At 67.2% G+C, this 21,151-nt stretch carries 14 protein-coding genes; 5 read left to right on the top strand and 9 right to left on the bottom strand.

Translation table 11 applies throughout. The features are described from left to right. Positions 1-150: 150 nt before the first annotated feature. From ASG07_RS01705 to ASG07_RS01675, 7 genes are all read right to left on the bottom strand, one after another. Positions 151-1,257, bottom strand: a complete 1,107-nt coding sequence (locus ASG07_RS01705; RefSeq protein ID WP_082474420.1) for a glycoside hydrolase family 53 protein — start codon at positions 1,255-1,257, stop codon at positions 151-153. Continuing rightward, on the bottom strand, positions 1,257-3,734 hold the full coding sequence (gene galA, locus ASG07_RS01700; protein ID WP_055841286.1) for a beta-galactosidase GalA: 2,478 nt from the start codon (positions 3,732-3,734) through the stop codon (positions 1,257-1,259). Before galA ends, ASG07_RS01705 begins: the two co-directional genes overlap by 1 nt. A 102-nt stretch (positions 3,735-3,836) precedes the next feature. Beyond that, positions 3,837-4,646 carry a PEPxxWA-CTERM sorting domain-containing protein gene (locus ASG07_RS17740; protein WP_055841283.1) on the bottom strand — a complete coding sequence of 270 codons (810 nt, stop codon included), beginning with the start codon at positions 4,644-4,646 and terminating at the stop codon, positions 3,837-3,839. 36 nt (positions 4,647-4,682) lie between these two features. Next, positions 4,683-6,761, bottom strand: a complete 2,079-nt coding sequence (locus tag ASG07_RS01690; protein WP_055841280.1) for a LamG-like jellyroll fold domain-containing protein — start codon at positions 6,759-6,761, stop codon at positions 4,683-4,685. Positions 6,762-6,945: 184 nt separating this feature from the next. Beyond that, entirely contained in the window at positions 6,946-9,528 is a 2,583-nt protein-coding gene (locus ASG07_RS01685; RefSeq protein ID WP_055841278.1) for a TonB-dependent receptor, read from the bottom strand. 227 nt (positions 9,529-9,755) lie between these two features. Further along, entirely contained in the window at positions 9,756-11,285 is a 1,530-nt protein-coding gene (locus ASG07_RS01680) for a tryptophan halogenase family protein (RefSeq protein ID WP_055842832.1), read from the bottom strand. Positions 11,286-11,412: 127 nt separating this feature from the next. After that, a complete protein-coding gene (locus ASG07_RS01675) occupies positions 11,413-12,300 on the bottom strand; it encodes an alpha/beta fold hydrolase (protein ID WP_055841275.1) in 888 nt (295 codons plus the stop codon). A gap of 37 nt (positions 12,301-12,337) precedes the next feature. Between ASG07_RS01675 and ASG07_RS01670 the strand changes: the two genes are divergently transcribed. Then, complete coding sequence (locus tag ASG07_RS01670) at positions 12,338-13,690, top strand: protein adenylyltransferase SelO family protein (RefSeq protein ID WP_055841272.1); 1,353 nt, start codon at positions 12,338-12,340, stop codon at positions 13,688-13,690. A gap of 27 nt (positions 13,691-13,717) precedes the next feature. Beyond that, positions 13,718-15,127: a succinylglutamate-semialdehyde dehydrogenase gene (gene astD, locus ASG07_RS01665; protein ID WP_055841270.1), complete on the top strand. Its 1,410-nt coding sequence runs from the start codon at positions 13,718-13,720 to the stop codon at positions 15,125-15,127. 39 nt (positions 15,128-15,166) lie between these two features. On the opposite strand, the gene ASG07_RS01660 is transcribed toward astD, so the two are convergent. Further along, entirely contained in the window at positions 15,167-16,990 is a 1,824-nt protein-coding gene (locus tag ASG07_RS01660; protein ID WP_055841267.1) for a DUF885 domain-containing protein, read from the bottom strand. A gap of 238 nt (positions 16,991-17,228) precedes the next feature. Here ASG07_RS01660 and ASG07_RS01655 point away from each other — a divergent pair, with 238 nt between their 5' ends. Continuing rightward, a complete protein-coding gene (locus ASG07_RS01655) occupies positions 17,229-17,927 on the top strand; it encodes a TIGR02594 family protein (RefSeq protein WP_055841265.1) in 699 nt (232 codons plus the stop codon). Between the two features lie 84 nt (positions 17,928-18,011). Here ASG07_RS01655 and ASG07_RS01650 read toward each other — a convergent pair whose 3' ends face one another. Then, entirely contained in the window at positions 18,012-19,418 is a 1,407-nt protein-coding gene (locus tag ASG07_RS01650) for a helix-turn-helix domain-containing protein (RefSeq protein WP_055841263.1), read from the bottom strand. Between the two features lie 55 nt (positions 19,419-19,473). On the opposite strand from ASG07_RS01650, the gene aceA reads away from it, so the two are divergent. Then, positions 19,474-20,892: an isocitrate lyase gene (gene aceA / locus ASG07_RS01645; RefSeq protein ID WP_236694482.1), complete on the top strand. Its 1,419-nt coding sequence runs from the start codon at positions 19,474-19,476 to the stop codon at positions 20,890-20,892. Positions 20,893-20,918: 26 nt separating this feature from the next. After that, complete coding sequence (locus ASG07_RS17405) at positions 20,919-21,077, top strand: hypothetical protein (protein WP_168377291.1); 159 nt, start codon at positions 20,919-20,921, stop codon at positions 21,075-21,077. The last annotated feature ends 74 nt before the right edge of the window (positions 21,078-21,151 follow it).

Raw genomic sequence — 21,151 nt, 5'->3', positions numbered from 1 at the left:
TTGAACTGACCTTAGGCTAGCCTCCATCCCTCATTCCTCCCCTGCAGGGGGAGGTGGCAGCCCGTCAGGGCTGACGGAGGGGTGTCCACGCCGGCGGTGTCACCCCTCCGGCGCTCCGCGCCACCTCCCCTTGCAGGGGAGGAGCGAAAATCACCGCCGGCGGTACTTATGCCCCAGCCAGTCGAACACCGGCAGCGCTCCGGTTCGCTTCAGGTCGAACCACGCGGCGTTCTCCCAGTCGGAGCCGTTGCCCCACCGCGTCCCGCATCGGGTCGAGACCCAGTTGGGCTCCCAATAGACCATGCCGATCCCGCCGGCATCGACGGTCAGCTGCGTCAGGTCGATCATGAACCTGCGCTGTCCGGCCGGCGTCGCCGGATAGCCCTTCACCAGCGCATCGGTGCCGAGCAGGTTCTTCGCCGTATCCCCCGCCTCCAGCGTGAACGGATATCCCGTCTCGACGACGATCACGTCCGCGCCGAACCGCGCCTTCGCCGACGCGATCGTCTGCTTCAGTTGCGGCAGCGAGTATTTCGACCATCTCGTATAATAGCTGATGCCGATGATGTCGTAACCGGTCACACCCGCCGCCTTCGCCGCGGTGAACCACGGCAGGACATGTTCGGGCTGGGCGATGTGCAGCATCACGCGTGGGTCGATCGACGCGGTCTTGCCGACCTCCCGCACCGCCCTGATCCCCGCGTTGAACAGCGCGGCGTTGCGCGCCCAATCGATCGGCACCGTCTCCTTGCCGCCGAGCAGTTCCGGGTTCGTCTCGTTGCCGACCTGCACCATCTCCGGCATCGCGCCGTCGCGGTCCAGCCGCAGCAGCGTGTCGCGGGTGAAATCGTGCAGCGCCTTCGCCTGCGCCTCCGTCGACAGCCCCTCCCACGCTTTCGGCGTCAGTTGCTTGCCGCCGTCCGCCCAGTCGTCCGAATAATGGAAGTCGAGCAGCACCTGCATGCCCGCCGCCTTTGCGCGGCGGATCGTCTTCAGCACGTCCGGATAGTCGCTGTACTTCGTCCACGTCGCATCGTTCCACAGCCGCACGCGGACGATGTTGCCGCCCTTCGCCTTCAGGAACGCGAACGGATCGACCGGCTTGCCGCCCGCGCGGTACACCGCCCCGCAATCCTCCATCTCGTTCACGTAGGACAGGTCGCCGCCCAGATAGAGCCCGCCCTTCGGCAACGGCGCACGCTCCCCCGCCTGCGCGGTGGACGCGATCAGTGCGGCGGCCAGCATCATACGGCGCATCAGGAAACTCCCCGCAGGGCGACGATACGGACCGCATCGCCCTTCAATCCCCCGGCCGACACCGTGGCGAGGATCGGCCCCGGCGTCTTGCCGACGCGCAATATCGCCTGCGCCAGTCCGTGGAAGGCCCGCCGCTCGCTCGCGACATCCGCCTCCAGACTGGTCGGATTGCCGTTGCCCACGCCGATGATCGCGCCATCGCCCTGCACCGAAAAGCGCAGCATCTGGTCCGCGTCCGGCACCGGCCGCCCCTTCGCGTCGACCACCTCCGCGCGCAGCATCGCGACATCGTCGCCGCCCGCTCTGGTCATCCGCCGGTCGGCCGTCAGCCGCACCGCCGCCGCCGGACCCGCCGTCTCGCGGACGGACCGTGCGACGCGGCGCCCCTTATTGTAACCGCGCGCCTCGATGCGGCCGGGTGCATAGGGGACGCTCCACGCCAGATGGCCGTTGCGCGGCATCGCCTTGCGCCCCAGCGAGCGGCCGTTGAGCAGCAGCTCGACCTCCTTGCAATTGCCATGCGCCCACACCTCGATTGGCTGACCCTCGCGGCCCGGCCATGTCCAGTGCGGCAACAGGTGGACCAGCGGCTCGTCGGGCCGCCACCACGCGCGATAGTAATAGAAATTGTCCTTCGGGAACCCGCACGTATCGAGAATGCCGAAGTAGCTGGAGATGCTGGGAAACTGCGCATAGGGCGTCGGCTCGCCGCGATAGTCGAAGCCGGTCCACACGAACCCGCCGGAGATATACGGCCGTGTCGCCGCGATCGTCCACCACGCCTCCGCGGTCGATGCCCACCACGGATGCTCGGTGTCGTAGGCGCGGACGACATGCGCCGCGGCATCGTTGGCATAGGCTCCGCGTGTCGCGACCGTGCTGCCCGTTTCGGACCCGTAGGTCGGCACGGTCGGGAAGCTCTGGTGGAACCCCTCGATCTTGTCGGTGCGATAGTTGAACCCGACCACGTCCACGACCTTCGCCGCGCCGCGATCCCAGCTATTGTCGAACGCGAACGTCGTCGGCCGCGTCGGGTCCAGCTTGCGGACATGCGCCTGCATCGCCGCCGTCACCCGCGCACCCTTGTCGGTGCCCTGCTGCGGCTCCTCATTGCCCAGCGACCACGCGATCACGCACGGATGATTGCGGTCGCGGCGCAGGATGCGGTCGAGCTGGCCCATCGCCTCCTCCTCGCTGCTGTTCAGCCGCGCCTCCACGATCATCAGCATGCCCATCTCGTCGCACAGGTCGAGCAGCGCCGCCGCCGGCGGGTTGTGCGCGCTGCGCCATGCGTTCGACCCCATCGACTGCAATTGCGCGATCCGGAACGCGTGCAGCGCGTCGGGGATGCCGCTGCCTACGCCGGCATGATCCTGATGGTTGCAGGTGCCGAGCAGCTTCACCGGTTTCCCGTTGAGCAGGAACCCGCGCTCCGCATCGAAGCGCAGCGTGCGGATGCCGAACCGCGTTTCGTCGGCGTCGATCACCCGATCGCTCACCACGATTTCGCATGCCATCCGGTACAACTTCGGCGTCTCGACCGACCACAACACCGGCGCGATCACCCGAGCGTCGGCGTCCAGCGTGATCCGCTCGCCCGGCGCAACGCGGAACGTCGCGTCCGGCAATGCCACCGTCCGCCCGTCCGGCGCGATCAGCGTGCGCCGCAGCGTGCCCGACGCCTCCGCCGCGCCGCTGTTGAACACCTCGGTCGCGGCGGTCACCCGCGCGCCGGCCGCGCCCACCTCGCTGCGCACCACACTATGCCATTGTGGCATGTGCAGCGGATCGGCGCGGACCAGATCGACATGGCGGTACAGCCCCGCCCCCTCGTAGAACCAGCCCTCGCCCAGCGTCGCATCGACGCGCAGCGCCAGTATGTTGGGTCCGCCGTCGTAATCGAGGAAGTCGTCGATCGCGACCGCGAACGGCGCATAGCCGCTCTCGTTCCGGCCGACGATGTGACCGTTGACGAACACCAGACAGTCGCGGAACACGCCGTCGAACTCCAGCCACAGCCGGCGTCCACGATCCGCCGCCGTCACCGCGATCGTCCGACGGTACCAGCCGATGCTGTTGCCGGGGAATGCCCGCCCGATCGCCTTGAAGCCATGCGCGGCGGCGGCATCCTCCATGTCCTTGCCCGCCGGCGTCTCCGGTCTGGCGAAGGGCAGCGCCACCGCCCAGTCGTGCGGCACGCGCACCGCCTGCCAAGCCGCATCGTCGAACTTGGCCATCGCCGCGTCGGCGGTGGAGTTGCCGGCCTTGGCGAACGTCCGCTGGTTGCGGCCGAAGCCGAAATCCTGCTCCTGATCGGCGGCATGACCCGGATGGAAGCGCCACTCCGCCAGCCGCTCGCGCGACCGCGGCGCTGCGGTCTCCGCCGCCCGCGCGTCGCCCGGAACGGCCACGGCCGAAGCCAATACCGCCGTCGCGCCGGTCGCCAGGACGCTGCGCCGCGTGAAGTCCTCGATCATGCCACTCTCCCTAATTGTCTGATGAATGAGGGAGGCGCTGGAATCCAGAGGTATTTCGGGAACGGCGTGCGGGGGCGGCGGTCCTGCGCCGCCCCCGATCGCTCAGGCGGCGAAGCGGACCCGTGTCACCCGGCGGCGCAGACCTGCACCGACGCCGCCGATGCCGACGATCATCAGCGCCCAGCTTGCCGGTTCCGGCACCATGCTGGCGGCGGAGAAGTTCACGACCGTCGCCAGTTGCGCCTTGCTCAGCCCGACCACATCCGGTCGCGCGACCAGCGACAGGCCATGCCGCGTCGCGAGCGCCACGTCGCTCGCCAGCGGCCCGTCGATGTCGCGCGCGAGGAATGCGTAGTTCAGCAGGCTGACGGTCTGCCCGGCCCCCACCGTCAGGTCGAAGGTCGCATTGTAGAAGTTCGGCGTGATCGCCTGACGCCCCATGCCGGTGTTGCCCGAAACCAGCGCCAGCACCGCATCGTCGACGCACAGCCCCGCGCCATCACCCTCGCAACTGACCATCAGGCCGCCGGCATCGTAGCCGACCAGTTCGTCGCCGTCCGACCCCAGATTGCCGAAGAACGACACCGTCGTCGTGACCGTCGCATTGCTCGTGTTCGTGAAGCTGTCGAGGAAACGATAGATATTGTCCGACCGCAATTCGACCTGCCGGTTCAGCGTCAATCCGCCGAGCGAGCCGTTGAAATAGCCGAAATTGTCGAACGTATCGAAGCCGCCATCGGCGACCGAGCCGAGCGCCCGGTTGGACGGCTGCACCGTGCCGCCACGACCGACATAGCGGTCGGACGTGCCGGTGCCGGTGAAGATGTCGGCCCCGGCCTGAAACTGCCGGGCACCGGCCGCGGCCGGAAGGAGCGCCGCCGAAAGCGAGAGCGCGAGCGTGAAGGTCTTCATGTCAAATCTCCGGAATAATTCGGGTGCGTCGCCGGCTTACTTGCGGCGCGCGGTCAGCCACTGGTCGGGGGTCAGCGCGCGGCCGACGAGGCGCAGTTCGCCGATATGGCCGAAATAGCCGTCCTCCATCGCGCCATCCCAGTGCGTCGCGCCGATCACCCAGGGCTGGTTGACGTTCTGCGACCGGATGCCGGTCGTGCCGTTGACGTTGCGCAGCACCGGCGCGCCCTCGACGTACAGGATCGTGTCCTTCGTCGCCGGATCGTTGACGATCGCGACGTGGTACCATGTGTCGCGGATGATCTCGCCCGACCAGTTCGCCTTGGGCTGGCTGGAATTGCTGGCCGGGACGATCTCCCACTGCACCTCACGGAGCGACGAGATCGCGAACAGCACCGAAGACGCCTCGCGGTCACCGCCGCTGAACCCCGGCAGATTGCCGCGATTGCCCATCCGCGCCAGGATGTTGCACCAGCGGTGGTTCTCCCGCGTCCAGTTCGCGTCGACCTTGATGAACGCCTCGACCGTATAGCCATCCCAGAAGCTGCGGTTGTTGACGCCCATCCCCGGCGCGGTCGCGAACGAGCTGCACCGCCCTGTCACCTTGTCCGAATTCAGGAAGCGCAGGCTGCCCGGTGCGGACGACAGATAATGCTTGTCGTCGGTCCAGATCACGTCGCCGACCTGCGCCGGGCCGGTCAGCGGATTGCGCTTCATGTCGAAGCCGTTGCCGCTGATATCGGCCAGCGTTTCGCCGATCGCGACCGCCTGCCCGTCCTTGCCGCCGGTCGCGCGCCAGTGGGCGTAGGTGTCCGGCACGACCGGGAAGTCGTTGGCGTCGCGCGGCGGCGTCATCACCGGCGGCACCGGATTGGTGTAATCCTTCAGCAGATTGGCCTTCACCACCGGCAGGATCGGCGCGCCCGTCGTCGCCAGCGTCGGCCTGAACTTCTGGAAGCCCGCGAAACGCTTCTTGAAGTTGATCGGGATCGTGAACTGGTTGTTGCCCTCGGTCAGGACCGCGCGATCAAACTGGTTCAGCGTGTTCTTCGGCTTCTGGACGACCCAGGGCGAGAAGGACATGACGTCGATCCTGTTCGCGCTGAAGTCGATCTCGTACAGCCGCATCAGCGCGTTGCCGCCCTGATAATCCATCTGGTAATCGACCACCATCTCCTCGACCTGATTGCCGAAGTCGTTGGTCTTCGACAGCCAAGCCGCGCCATGATGATGGCCGTTCAGCGTCATGAAGATCTGGTCCGTATCGCGGATCAGCTTCTCCCACAGCATCTTGCCATATTCGGTTTCGAGCGGGCTGACGCCGTCCTTGTCGATGTTAAGCAACTGGTGGTTGGACAGGATCACGGGCAGCGTCGGGTTGCGCCGGATCACGTCGCGCGCCCACGCGATCGCCGCATCCGAGATGCGCCAAGACAGCGACAGCACCATGAACTCGACGCCGTGCGCCTTGAAAACATGCGCCTCGTGGAAACCGCTGCTGTCGCGCTCGCGGAACGTCGCCTGCGTCGCGGCGCGGCTTTTCGGAAACCACTGGAGGTACGGCTCCGCGCCGAGGTTGCGCTGAGCGTCGGTGCCCGACGACTGGTCCCACGGTCCGCGATATTCGTAATCGGTGACGACGTCGTGATTGCCCGCGAGGATCGAATACGGGATGCGCGCCGTCTCCAGCTGCTTCATCGCGGCATCGGCGATGCGCCACTGGTTGGGCTTGCCGACCTGATCGACCACGTCGCCCAGATGGATGACGAACGGGATATTGTAGGCGGCAGCGTTGTCCGCGATCCACTTCGTCTGCGCGGCGAACGGCGTGCTGCCATATTTGCGCTGGAACTGCTCGCTCTCGTCCGTCGTCGCATAGCGCGAGTAGAATTGCGTATCGGGCAGCACCGCGATCGTGAAGCTGGTGGTCGCGGTCGAGGTGCGCGACGACGCACTCGTCGTGATCGCGGTATCGGCGGTGGCGCCCGCGCCATCCTCGCCACAGGCGCTCAACAGGCCGGCGCCGAGTGGCAGGATGGACAGGCCGGCGGCACTGCGCAGCAGTTCGCGGCGATCGGATATGCGGCGCAACAGCCGCTCGTTATCGACAGACATTCTGGTATTTTCCCCGTGATCCGGACATCGGTCCGTCGGGGATGCGCCTAATCATGCTTGGCGACGGGGGCATTGCACCTCCGTGCGACTTTGATGACGCGCGAATGTCGTCTGCGTTACAATCGTATACTCTGACCGGAAAATGCCGGGCGAAGGCGGACCTCCGCCCGGCAGCACGGAAACCTCAGAAGCGGTAGCGGATCGAGCCGGTCACCGTGCGACCGTACAGCGCCGTGTTGCTGAACACCCCCTGCGTCGGCGAGAGCAGCGGATTGACGGTGCCGCCGCCCCGGAAGCCGAGCTTGTCGAACAGGTTGTTGACGTTCAGCCCCAGTTCGATGTTGTCGACCGGCCGCACCGTCACGAAGCCGTTGACGAAGGTCGATCCGGTGACCGTGTACAGGTTGAAGTCGTCCGACCTGGTCGCCGTCTGCCCGTTGACGCTGACGCCGAACGCCACCAGGCCGGCGTCGTAGGACGGCGACACGACGTACAGGAACTCCGGCAGGCCACCCGGACGATTGCCGACCAGTGCCGCCGTCGCGCTGTCGGTGATCTTCGAATTCGAATAGGTCGCATCGACCGCCAGATGGAAATTGCCGTAGTTCAGGCGGCTGGTGAATTCGATGCCGTAGGAACGATACCCGTTCGAGATGTTGGGATCGTTGTTCGGCGCGGGATTGTTGATCCGCGTGAAGTCGTAGTTGTTCTCCGTCAGCGTCGAACGGAACCCGGTGATCTCGACCGTGTACGATCCCGCCCCGATCTCGCCGCGCTGCTTCACGCCGACTTCCTGCTGGTTCAGGAAGTTGACCGAGGTCGACTTGCCCTGACCGTTGAGCGATCCGTCGGCGTTGAAATTGCCCGACAGCACGCGCCGGTCCGCGTTGAAGCGACCGCCGCGGCTGGCGCGGGCGAAGATGCTGGTCTGGCTGCCGAACGCATACAGCGCGCCCACCGACCAGCTGACGTAATCGTCGTTGTAATCGATCTTCTCGACCGTCGGGCTCAGCACCAGCGACGGGATCGACGCCGTGCCGAGCGCGTCGCGCACCAGCGTGTTCGGTCCCGCGACGCCGCCCTGTGCCGTGCCCTCGCCGTGGACATTGTCGTAGCGGACGGACGCGTCGAGGTTCAGGCCGCCGGTTTCGTATCCGACCTGCAGATACGGTGCGTAATCGGTGTATTGCAGGTCGACCCGGCGCGAGCAGCACGTGCCCCAGTTATCGTTGAAACCGGCCTGTCCGGCGGCGGTCAGCTGCTGCCCGGTGATCGAGAACAGGTCGAGCGGCGCGGCATTCTCGCCGTTCAGCTCGCTGATCTGGCGATTGACGTGCCAGTCCTGCACGATGTTCTGGCGCATCGCGAAGAAGCCGCCGGTCGCGGTGATCTTGCCGCCGCCGACGTCCAGCTTGCCGCTGATCGTCAGGTTGTTGGCGAAATTGTCCATGTCCTTCATCAACGTGTTGATGTTCGGATTATTGTTCACGTACGCGCCGGTATAGACCTGACCGACATTCGGCCCGGCGGCATAGCGCGCCGATCCCACGAGCAGCCCGTTGACCGTCGATCCGATCACTCCGCCCGCACCGTTCAGCGGCTGGACGTTGATGAACTGCGTCGTGAAATTGCCCTTGATCCACTGATAGCGGATCGTGTCGTCGATCGTGATCGCATCGTTCAGGACGTAATGGACCTGACCGCCGATGCTGGTCACCTTGGGCGCGATGCCCTGCACTTCGGCGCGGCGCACGCCGCCGCCGTCGTAATCCAGATACTGGAAGCTGCGGTTATAGACCGAATAGCTCGATCCGTCGCGACCGTCGAACGTCGGCAACGGCGAGAAACCGGTGACCTTGTTGCCGTCCAGCTTCGCCAGCGACGGCGTCGTCGTGTTGGTCGGCGCCTGCTCGTCCAGCCGCTTGAAGTACAGCCGCACGAAACCCTTGTTGTCGGCGAAGTCCTTGGTGACGTTACCCTTGATCTGGTATCCGCGCAGGATGTTGAACCGCTCGTTGGTCAGGCCGCCGCCGTTGCGGGCATAGCCGCCGACGTGGAAGCGCAGCGTATCGCTGACGGGCGTGCCATAGTCGAAATCGATGCGATGCTCGCGGTAGCCCAGGCCGTTGGAATAGGCGATCTGGCCGCCCTCCTTGTCCCCGGTCTTGCTGATGTAGTTGACGACCGCGCCCGGTGCCTGGCTGGCGAAGGTCGATGCCGATCCGCCGCGCACCGCCTCGACCCGGCTGACATTCTGGTCGAAGCGGATCCAGTAGTCGTTGTTGCCGAAGTTGATGTCGCCGAACAGCACGGTCGGCAGGCCGTCTTCCTGCAACGCGACATATTCGGACCCGCCGGTCGACACGGGAATGCCACGCACGCCGATATTGGCGTTGCCGCCCGGGCCGGCGGTGTCGCTCGGCTGGAGGCCGGGGATGTTGCGCAGCACTTCGGCCTCGGAGCGCGGCGTGAAGTTCTGGATCGCCTCCTGGCTGACCTGCGACACCGAGATCGAGGTCCGGAAGCGGGATCGGTCGCCGACGGTGGCGGTGACGACGATGTCCTCGCTCGCCTGCGCGGCGTCGGGAATCTGGCCGGGTGCGGCGTCCTGCGCGCTGTTCGCACCGGCGGAGGCGGCCTGCGACACGGTCGGGTCGGCCTGGGCCGCGGCGTCCGGCGTGACGGTCTGGGCGGCGACGGGCAGTGCGACACCGGCCGCGACCAGCGCGATCGTCGAAACGCACGAACGGAATGCGAGCATCTTCATCGGTATCCCCTCTATTGGACATCGCGGCTCTACCGGCTCGCGGACGAGAGGCTCGATAGCAGCGCTGAAATCGTTTGCAACATCAATCATGCAATCGATTGTTGGATGAACATCCTGTGTTGCCGATGTGCATCATCAATCGCGCCGGGTCCCTCCTCGGCGGACCTCTCCACTCTGCCTTTCCCTGGGGAAAGGCCGCGCCGCACGCATGTCGGTCATAGAGAGCCTTACCTGACCATCCGCGCCACCGTGTCGCGATGCACCGGCATCGACCCCGCCATTCCCGCGATCGCCGCCGCCAGCCGCTCCACGAAATCCCTGCTCGCGCCCGGATCGGCCATGTTGCCCAGCAGCGGGTCGGCTCCCACGGGCATGTTGAATTGCCCGACATGCACCGCCAGCCAGCTCGCCGGCCCGAACAGGTCCATATCGCGCGCGATCAGCCGCCCGGAATCACGGAAATGCGCGATCTTCAGCGCCAGCGTGTCCGGCACCGCCATGTTCGCGCAATACCGCCACAGCGGCGCATCGTCGCGCTGGGTCAGCGTGTAGTGCAGGATCAGGAAGTCGCGGATGCGCTCGTATTCGGTGATCGCGATGCGGTTATATTCGTCGACCAGCATCGGCGCCATGTCGCGCGTCGGGAACAGCGCCAGCAGCTTGGCGATGCCCGCCTGGATCAGATGGATGCTGGTCGACTCCAGCGGCTCCATGAACCCGCTGGACAGCCCGATCGCCACCACGTTGCGTTTCCAGAACAGCCGCCGCCGCCCGGTCGCGAAACGCAGTGGCCACGCATCGCCGAGCGCCGCTCCGTCGAGATTCGCCGCCAGCGTCGCCGCCGCCTCGTCGTCCGACAGATATTCGCTGCAATAGACATAACCGTTGCCGGTGCGGTGCTGGAGCGGGATGCGCCACTGCCATCCCGCTGCCCGCGCCGTCGACCGCGTATAGGGCGTGAACCCGTCGCCTCCCGTCGCGCACGGCATCGCCACCGCCCGGTCGCAGGGCAGCCAATGCCGCCAGTCCTCATAGCCGGTCTTGAGCGCACCCTCGATCAACAGGCCGCGAAATCCCGAGCAATCGACGAAGAGGTCGGCGGCCAGCATCCGCCCGTCGTCCAGCGTCACCGACGCGACCTGCCCGCCCTCTCCGTCCAGCGCGACATCGGCGACCCGCCCCTCGACGCGCACGACGCCGCGCGCCTCCGCATAGCGCCGCAGGAACGCCGCATAGAGGCCGGCATCGAAGTGATAGGCATAGTCGAACGTCGACGCGACGCTGCGCGGATCGGCCAGCGGCGGCGCGAAGCGGTTCCGGCTGGCCGCCCCCCACGCCATCGACAGATCGTCCAGCGGCACCGCGCATCCCTGCGCCCTCGCCGCCAGCCAGTGCTGGTGCACCGGCAACAGATCGAACGGCTTCCCGTACCCGCCGAACGGATGGAAATACCGGTGGCCCAGCCGCCCCCAGTCGACGAACTCGATCCCCAGCTTGAAGCTGCCCTTCGTCTCGCGCAGGAAGTCCGCCTCTGCGATCCCCAGCGTCTCGTTGAACAGCCGGATCGGCGGGATCGTCGCCTCACCGACGCCGACCGTGCCGATCTCCTCCGATTCGACCAGCGTGATCCGGCATCCGCGCGGCATCGCATGCGCCAGCGCCGCCGCCGTCATCCACCCCGCGGTGCCGCCACCCACGATCAGGATCGACCGGACCCGACGATCGCCCTCCGCCTCGCCGATCGTACCGGATTGCATGCTGGCTCCTCCCGGCGGCCCGTTCACCGCAGGCGTTTCACCTTCCACTGCAATCCTTTGTCGTCAATCCCGATCTCCGCACACACCGGCGGCGTGACCGGCGCGTGTTCCGCCCTATTCAAAGGGATTACGGGACGGGACGCACCCGCACCCGCTCCAGCCACGCCGCGATCGGCGCCGCCGCCTCCGGCTCCGCCAGTGTCGGCGCGTGGCCGATGCCCGGCACCGTCGCCAGCGTCGCGTCGGGCAGCGCCGCGATCATCCGCTCCGCCACGGGTCCCGACAGGATGTCGGACCGCTCGCCGCGCATCACCAGCACCGGCGCGTCGCCCAGCGCGGCCAGCGCCGACCACATGTCCGGCCCGCTCTCCGCGCCCGGCACGCGAAACGGCTCGGCGATGCGCAGGTCGTAATCCAGCACGATCCGGCCCGCGCTGGTCAGCCGGTACAGCCGCTTGGCCATCGCCAGCCACTCCTCCAGCCCCCAGTCCGGATAGATATCGCGGTTCGCCTCCGCCACCGTGCGCGCGGCGTGCAGCCAGGTCGGGCAGCTCGACCCCTTGCCGACATAGCCGCGGATGCGCGACAGCCCCGCCGCGTCGATCTCCGGCCCGACATCGTTGATGAGCGCGCCCGCGATCCGGCCGCCGCGCGCGCCCGCCAGCAACATGCCGACGATCCCGCCCAGCGACGTACCGACCAGCGCGAACCGGTCGATCTTCTGATCCACCAGCAGCGCCTCGATATCCTGCATGTACGTCAGCGGCACATAGCTCATCGCGTCCTTGGCGTAGCCGCTCTCGCCGCGCCCGCGCAGGCTGACCGCGATCACCCGCCATTCGCCGGCATGCGCCTCCGCGAATGCCTTGTAGTCGCGGGCGTTGCGCGTCAGCCCGGGAATGCACAGCAGGGGAGGACGCCCATCCCGGGGCGCATCGTCTCCGCCACCGTAATCGCGCGCATGCAGGCGAACGCCGTCGGCGGACCACCAATAGACGTTCGTATAAGCGGCCATGCTTGCGTCTCCCGGTGTGCGCCACCCATATCGGGCCATGCCCGTGACGCAAGCCTATCGCCCCGAAGCCGCCCTGCTCGATCTCGGGCCGACCTTCGTCGACCCGGTCGCCGCCGCCGACTTTCCGCAGACACGACTGCGCTTCCGCAACGATCGCGCCGCCGCCACGGTCGGCCTCGAGGGACTGAGCGACGACGAATGGATCGCGCATTTCGGGCGCTTCGTACCGCTGCCCGATACGCTGCCGCAACCGCTGGCGCTGCGCTATCACGGGCATCAGTTCCGCACCTACAATCCCGATCTCGGCGACGGGCGCGGCTTCACCTCCGCCCAGATGCGCGACGATCGCGGCCGGCTGGTCGATCTCGGCACCAAGGGATCGGGGCAGACGCCATGGAGCCGCTTCGGCGACGGCCGCCTGACGCTGAAAGGCGGCGTGCGCGAAATACTGGCGACCGAGATGCTGGCCGCGCTGGGCGTCTCCACATCCGCCACCTTGTCGCTGATCGAGACGGGCGAGCAGCTGGACCGCGGCGACGAGCCGTCCCCCACGCGCTCGGCGGTGATGGTCCGGCTCAGCCACGGTCATATCCGCATCGGCAGTTTCCAGCGGCTCGCCTATCTGCGCGACGACGACGGCCTGCGCCGCCTGACCGACTATGCCCTGACGAACCTGTTCGATGAGGAACCGGGCGATCCGGTGCGCCTGCTCGACCTGGTCGTCGGTCGCGCCGCGACGCTGGCGGCGCAGTATATGGCCGCGGGCTTCGTCCACGGCGTGCTCAACACCGACAACATCAACGTCACGGGGGAGAGCTTCGATTACGGCCCGTGGCGGTTCGCGCCGACCTGGGACCCCGCCTTCACCGCCGCCTATTTCGACCATCAGGGCCTCTACGCGTTCGGCCGCCAGCCGGAGGCGATCGGCTGGAACGTCATGCAGCTCGCCGCCTCGCTCCGCCCGATCGCCGAGAGCGATGCGCTGGTCGAGACGGTCGAGCGCTATTCCGCGCGCTTCCAGCAGGCGCTGGTCGAGGCGGTGCTGTGGCGCATGGGCCTGACCCCGCTCGGCACGCCGGACGATCGCGCGCTGGTGCGGGCGGTGGAGGCGACGTTGCGCGCGACCGGCCACCCGCTCGACCGCTTCTTCCACGATGTCTTCGCTGCGCCCCTGCCCGACAGCTACGGCGACGACTGGGCGGACGTCCGCGGCCGCGCCGCCGCCTTCCCCCCGCGCAAGGCACGTGGCGACTATTGGGCCGACGAACCCTGTTCGATGCTGATCGACGAGGTGGAGGCGATCTGGGCGCGTATCGCCGATGCCGACGACTGGACCGTGCTTGCCACCAAGATCAAGCAGATGCGCGAGCTTGGCGTCGCGCTTGCCTAGCAGTTCGCACGCGCCGATAGAGCGGGCATGAGCGAGATCATCTCCTTCGAACCGGCGACCGGCGTCGAACTGGCCCGGCTGCCCATCGGCGACGTCGATGCGGAGGTGGCGGCGGCGCGCACCGGCTGGGCCGGCTGGGCCGCGCAGCCGCTGGCGTTCCGGATCGAGACGATGCGCCGCTTCGCCAACGTCGTCCGCCAGCGTCAGGACGCGTTCGTCGACATCGTCGCGCGCGAAACCGGAAAGCCCCTGTGGGAGGCGCGGACCGAGGTCGAGTCGGTGATCGCCAAGGTCGACATCTCCGCCACCGCCTATGCCGACCGCACCGCGCAGCGCCGGATGGAAGCCGCCGCCGGGGCCCGCGTCGCGCTGCGTCACAAGCCGCACGGCGTGCTCGCGGTGCTGGGGCCGTACAACTTCCCCGCGCATTTGCCCAACGGTCACATCGTCCCCGCGCTGATCGCCGGCAACGCGGTGGTGTTCAAGCCGTCCGAAAAGACCCCCGCCACGGGCAGGTTCCTCGTGGAATGCTACCACGCGGCCGGCGTCCCGGAGGCGTCCGTCCGCCTGCTCGTCGGCGGTCCGGCGGAGGGTAAGGCGCTCGCCGAACACCGCGATATCGACGGCCTGCTGTTCACCGGCTCAGCGCGCACCGGTATCGCGCTCAACCGCCTGTTCGCGACCCGCCCGGAAAAGATCCTCGCGCTGGAAATGGGCGGCAACAACCCGATCGTCGTGTGGGACACGCCCGACCTCCACACCGCCGCGGTGCTGGTCGTGCAATCCGCCTTCACCAGCGCCGGCCAGCGCTGCACCGCCGCCCGCCGCCTGATCGTACAGGACTCGCTCTATGACGGGCTGATCGACGCGATCGGGCGCATCTGCCAGCGGATCATCGTCGGCGCACCGCACGACACGCCCGCTCCCTTCATGGGTCCCGTGATCGACAACGAGGCCGCCGACCAGTTGACCGAGAGCTTCCTGTCGCTCCTGATGCGGGGCGGCCGCCCGATCCGCCATCTGGAGCGGCCCGACGACCGCCTGCCGTTCCTCGCCCCCGCCATGATCGACGTCACCAACATGGCGGAGCGGCCGGACCTGGAACTGTTCGGCCCGATCCTGCAGGTGTTCCGCACCGCCGATTTCGATGCGGCGATCGCGGAGGCGAACAACACCCGCTACGGCCTGTCGGCGGCCCTCGTCAGCCAGACGCCCGCGCTCTACGACCGTTTCTGGGCCAACATCCGCGCCGGCGTGGTCAATTGGAACCGCCCCACCAACGGGGCCGCCAGCAACGCGCCGTTCGGCGGCATCGGCTGGTCCGGCAATCACCGCCCCAGCGCCTATTACGCCGCCGATTACTGCGCCTATCCGGTCGTCAGCAGCGAAAGCGACGCGGCGAGGGCCGCGATCGGCATCGGCTTGCGGGACGCGTAGGGGACGTCATGCCGGACCTGTTCCGGCATGACGGAGACGCTATTTCGCCGCCAGCCAGTCGCCGATCTTCCGCTCCAGCACCGGCATCGGCAGCGCGCCCGTATCCAGCACCTCGGCATGGAAGGCACGCGGATCGAACGCCGCGCCCTGCTTCGCCTTCGCCTGCGCCTTCAGCTTCAGGATCGTGAGCTGCCCGATCTTGTACGCCAGCGCCTGTCCGGGGATCGCGATATACCGCTCCACCTCCGCCGTCGCATCGGTCCGGCTCATCGGTGAATTGGCCAGCATGTAATCGATCGCCTGCTCGCGGCTCCACCCCTTGGCGTGAATGCCGGTGTCGACCACCAGCCGCATCGCGCGCAGCATCTCGTCGGACAGGCCACCCATCCGCTGGTAGGGATCGGTCTCCATCCCCAGCTCCGGCCACAGCGTCTCTGCATACAGCGCCCATCCCTCGACATAGGCGGTGTTGCCACCGAAGCGCATGAACGCCGGCAGGGCCGCATTCTCCTGTGCCAGGCTGATCTGGAAATGATGCCCCGGCACCGCCTCGTGCAGGTACAATGTCTCCATCCCCCAGGTGAACCGGGTCGGCAGATCGTAGGTGTTGTAATAGAAGATGCCCGGCCGCGATCCGTCCGGCGTGCCCTGCTGGTACGATCCCGCCGCATCGGTCTTGGCGCGGAAATCGGGCACCGGCCGGATTTCGAGCGGCGTCTTCGGGATCAGCGAGAACTGCTCCCGCACCCGCGCGTCGATGCGCTTGCCGATCGCCTCGTACCCGGCACGCAGCGCCTCCGCCGATGTCGGCTGATACCGCGCATCGGTGCGCAGGTGGTCGAAGAACTGCGCCAGCGTGCCCTTGAAACCGACCGCCTTCTGCTGCGCCGTCATCTCGCGCGTGATCCGCGCCACTTCCGACAAACCGAGCCGGTGCACGTCGTCCGCCTTCAGCGGCAGCGTCGTGTTCTGCTCGATATTGTGCGCGTACAGCGCCGCGCCGCCGGGTAGCGCCGACAGCCCGACCGTATCGCGCGCCTTCGCCAGATACTCGTTCGCCAGGAAATCGCGGAACGTGCGATGCGCCGGGAGGATCACGTCGCGCACCTGTGCGGCATAGGCCGCCGTCAGCCGCACCCGCTCGGTGGCCGGAATGCCGTCCGGGAACATCGTGACGGGCGCGTAGAAGGTCGACTTCTCGACGCCCTCGGCGATCAGATTGTCGAACTGCGCGATCATGTTGCGCACGACCAGCCTGGGCTGCGTCACGCCCTTCGCCATGCCCTCGCGCAGCCGCTCCGTCAGCCGCTGGTACAGCGCCGCGTAGCCGGCATTGCGCTTCAGGTTGTTGTCGTAATCCTGCACCGTCCTGAACGGTGCCGCACCCTTGCCCGACGCGAAATCGGGGTAGAAGGTCTGGAACCCGTCGAAATGGCTGACCGGCAACAGCCGGCCGATCGCCAGCAATTCCGGCGCATAGCCCTTCAGCCCGATGGCGGCCTGATTGCGGAACACGTCGTATGCGATGCGATCGACCGGCGTCAGCCTGGCGCGATCGATCGCGTTCAGCGCCTTCAGGTCCGCCTCCAGATTGCGCTTGTCCCGCGCCAGCCGCGCGTCGGTCAGATATTCGCCGAACTGGTCCGCATAGCGCATGTCGCCGCGCGCGATCGCACCGAGCGGCGACAATGCCAGATCCCGCTCGTCGCTGTCATAGAACAGGCGCTTCAACCGTGCGTCCTCCGGCCCGTCGCCGGCCACGGGCACGGGCGGCGGCAGCGCCTGACCGGAAGCGATACCCGATACTCCGACGGCGATCAGGGCGGCGGAGGCAAACAGCAGAAGGGACGGGGTCGAACGCATGAATCAAGGCTCCGGCGGAATCGCACCTGCGGCTCCGCATTCGGCCTAGCGCGCTGATTCATCGCGCGGAAGCGACTCTTCGTCGGATTCGCACATCGCTTCGCAGCATCGCGCGAAAACCGCGAAGACCATTGTCCGATCGATCCGGTCTTCACCAGTACTGGATGGTTAGGGGATAGACTCCATCGATCTATCACGCGATGATCCTGCGTATGGTGGCGAGTCGGGAGCAGTAATCGTGAAGATCATCGAGGTTCAACAGGCACTTGCACAAAAAGGATATAAGCCGGGTACGCTCGATGGAATATGGGGACGGCAAACCGCGGCGGCTCTTCGCGCCTTTCAGGCCAACAATAACTTGCAGGCAGATGGAATCCTTGGAAATCTGACACTCGCCGCACTCTTCCCCGATACGAAGCTGCCGCGAAAACTGGATGATCTCAGCCTGGTCTGGTTCAAGGAAGCCCAGCGGCTGCTCGGTACTCGCGAACGACCCGGCGTGGGATCGAACCCGGAGATCATCGAATGGGTCAAGGATATGAAGACGCTCGATTACAAGTCGGACGACATTCCCTGGTGCGGCCTGTTCGTCGGCCACTGCATCTCGTCGACACTGGACCGCGAACCTTTACCGACCCGCGTGCTGAGTGTCCGCGCCTGGGGCGCGTTCGGTATCGCGACGAAGCCGACGCCGGGTGCGGTCATGGTCTTCTGGCGAAAGACCAGGGACAGCGGATTGGGTCATGTCGGCTTCTATGCGGGCGAGGATGCGGACGCCTATCGCATCCTCGGCGGCAATCAGTCGGACAGCGTCTCGCTGGCCTGGGTCGCCAAAAGCCGGTTTATCGGGGCACGATGGCCGGCGACGGTGTCGCCGCCGGTGCCCGTCGAGGTCACGGTCGCCCGCAAGGAACCCTTGTCGTGGAGGGAAGCCTGATCGCGCGCGTCGATCTGGCGGTCGGGCTGTTCCGGGACCCGCCGTGCTCCCTTCGCTCGCGGCCTGCACGTCGACCCGGCGTCCTCAATCCCCCGCGAAGGTCAGCGCCGTGACCCGCCGCTCGCGTTCGTTCACCGTCAGCGCCCGTCCCGCCGGCGGGGCCGACCGCTGCGGACAGTCCGCACGCAGGCAGGCGCGGCATCCCAGTCCGATCGGCGTGGCACTGCCGCCGAGGTCCAGCCCGCGTGCCGCCGCCAGCCCGCGCGCGAACTCCGCCGCCACGCCCAGCCCGACCGCGAACGCGACGGGCACCCCGCCGACCCGCCGCACCTGAGGCGTCACCGTCCGCGCCATCGTCACGAACCGCGCGCCGTCCTCCAGCTCCACGAGTTGCGTCGCGATCTCGCCCGGCCGGTCGAACGCGTGGTGCAGCCGCCACAGCGGACATCGCCCCTCGACCTCGACCAAAGCCGCGCCGCTCGCCCCCGGATAGCGCTTGGATGATTGTCCCGCGCGATCGACCCGGATCATGAAGAAGGGCAGCCCGCGCGCGCCGACCCGGCTCAGCGTCGTCAACCGGTGCGCCACCTGCTCGAACCCCGCTCCGAACCGCCGCCCCAGCAGTTCGACATCATAGCCCGTCGCTTCGCACCCGCGCAGGAAGCGGGCATAGGGCATCATCAGCGCCGCCGCCCAATAGCCGGCCAGATGCCGCCGGAACAGCCGCTCCGCCGCGCGCGCCACGAACGCCTCGCCCCGCACCAGCGCGTCGATCTCCGCCCGCGCCTCGATCTGCGCCAGCTGGAACGCCGCCGCGAACGTCCGCGCAGAGGGCGCCAGCAATTCCGACAGTTGCAACTGCCGCGCATGCAGGTCCAGCCGCCGCAGCACGTCCGGAAGTACATCGACCGGCAGCACCCGGATCGACAGGCTGTGCCGCACGCGCAGCCTTTCCGCCACCGCGCCGTACAGGTCGCCCGCGCCCAGCCGCAGCTCGTCCGCCAGCGCCTCCGCCGAGGCATCCAGATCGGCGAAGTGATTGCGCCACCGCCCGATCGCCCGCCGCACCTCCCCGAACGGATCGTCGGCCACGGGCGCTCCGCCCTCACTGCCACCACTATCCAGCCGATCGAACACCCTTGCGAACGCCGCCGCGCCACCGGGGGCGGCGGCCAGCCATTCCTCGACCTCGTTGCGGTCGATCTCCAGATCGGCGAACATCGGATCGGCCAGCCGCCGCCGCATCGCCGCCGCACCACCGCCCGGCGCGTCCGCCGCCAGCGCGCGCGGGTCGAAGTCGAACCGCTCGACCAGTCGCATCACGATCGCGGCCGACACCGGCCGCTGGTTGCGCTCGATCAGGTTCACGTAACTGGTGCTGACCTCCAGCATCTCCGCTATTTGCACCTGGCTCAGACCCTGTGCGCGCCGCAGCCGCCGCAGCGCATGGCCCGCCAGCAATTTGCGCCCGCCCGTTCCCGCCCCGGCCATGTCCTACAGCCTCCCGATCCTGTATTTCCACGCACAGTCGGCAGGAGCTTCCATCATGTCAATCTTTTACAAGACGACAGGTTTCAAAGTGGAGAGCCTCTACTTCGCGACCTCGGGAAGACGGGACGACAGCTATTCGATCGCCTCCGCTTCCTCCACTTCGACGGACAAGATGCTCGATGATGTAAAGGATGCGACAATGACCTTCGACGATCTCGTTCCCTCGCCCCCCGGTCGCTTCGATGGGATCGTGCGCCCGTATTCGCCGGAGGATGTCGCCAGGCTGCGCGGGTCGGTCGCGATCGAACATACGCTGGCGAAGCGCGGCGCGCTGAAACTGTGGGAGCTTCTGAATACGGAGGATTACGTCCACTCGCTCGGCGCGATGACCGGCAATCAGGCGATGCAGATGGTGCGCGCCGGGCTGAAGGCGATCTACCTGTCCGGCTGGCAGGTCGCCGCCGACGCCAACACGGCCGGCGCCATGTATCCGGACCAGTCGCTCTACCCCGCCAATGCCGGCCCGGAACTGTGCAAGCGCATCAACAACGCGCTGCAACGCGCCGACCAGATCGAGCATTCGGAAGGGGATGCCGAGCGGGACTGGTTCGCACCGATCGTCGCGGATGCGGAGGCCGGGTTCGGCGGCCCCCTCAACTGTTTCGAGATCATGAAGGCGTACATCGCGGCGGGCGCGGCGGGCGTCCATTACGAGGACCAGCTCGCCTCCGAAAAGAAGTGCGGCCATCTCGGCGGCAAGGTGCTGATCCCGACGCAGGCGCATATCCGCAACCTCGACGCGGCGCGCCTCGCCGCGGACGTATCGGGCGTCCCGACGGTGATCTGCGCCCGCACCGACGCCGAAAGCGCGAAGCTCATCACCAGCGACGTCGACGAGCGCGATCACGAGTTCCTGACCGGCGAACGCACGCCGGAGGGGTTCTTCCGCCTGAAGGACGGTACCGGCGTCGATCATTGCATCAAGCGCGGGTTGGCGTTTGCATCGCATGCCGACCTGCTGTGGTGGGAAACCTCCCACCCGAACCTCGACGATGCGCGCCGGTTCGCGGAGACGATCAGGCGGGAGCATCCGAACAAGATGCTCGCCTATAATTGCTCGCCAAGTTTCAACTGGGAGGCAAATCTGGACAAGGACGACATCGCCCGCTTCCAGCGGGAGATCGGGGCGATGGGCTACAAATACCAGTTCGTCACGCTCGCCGGCTTTCACCAGCTCAACCATGGCATGTACGAGCTGGCGTCGGGCTACCGGGACCGCGGCATGGCGGCCTATTCGGAACTGCAACAGGCCGAGTTCGCCAGCGAAGCCAGGGGCTACACCGCCACGCGTCACCAGCGCGAGGTCGGCACCGGCTATTTCGACCTCGTCGCGCAGACCGTCGCCGGCGGCCAGAGCAGCACCACCGCCCTCGCCGAATCCACCGAAGCCGCCCAGTTCCATAAAGCCGCCTAGTCGACGACCTAATCAGGAGAACACCGATGCCGAACACCGAACCCCAACGCAGCCGCGCCGTCTTCTCGACGGAGGATTTCGGCCTGATGAAGGAAGCCGTCGCCGATTACGTCCGCAAGATCGCCGACGATCCGCGCTCGGCGAAATTCTCCAACCTGTACCACCGCCTGGGCCGTCTCGGCTGACCCCGTCGACGCGGGAGCCCGACCCGCCGCCGCTTTCCCGGCGGCGGGTTCGGAATGTCAGTTCGCTTACGCGC

Source organism: Sphingomonas sp. Leaf343, from assembly GCF_001423765.1.
In the GTDB taxonomy this organism is placed as follows: domain Bacteria; phylum Pseudomonadota; class Alphaproteobacteria; order Sphingomonadales; family Sphingomonadaceae; genus Sphingomonas.
This window is presented reverse-complemented; position numbering and strand designations above follow the sequence as displayed.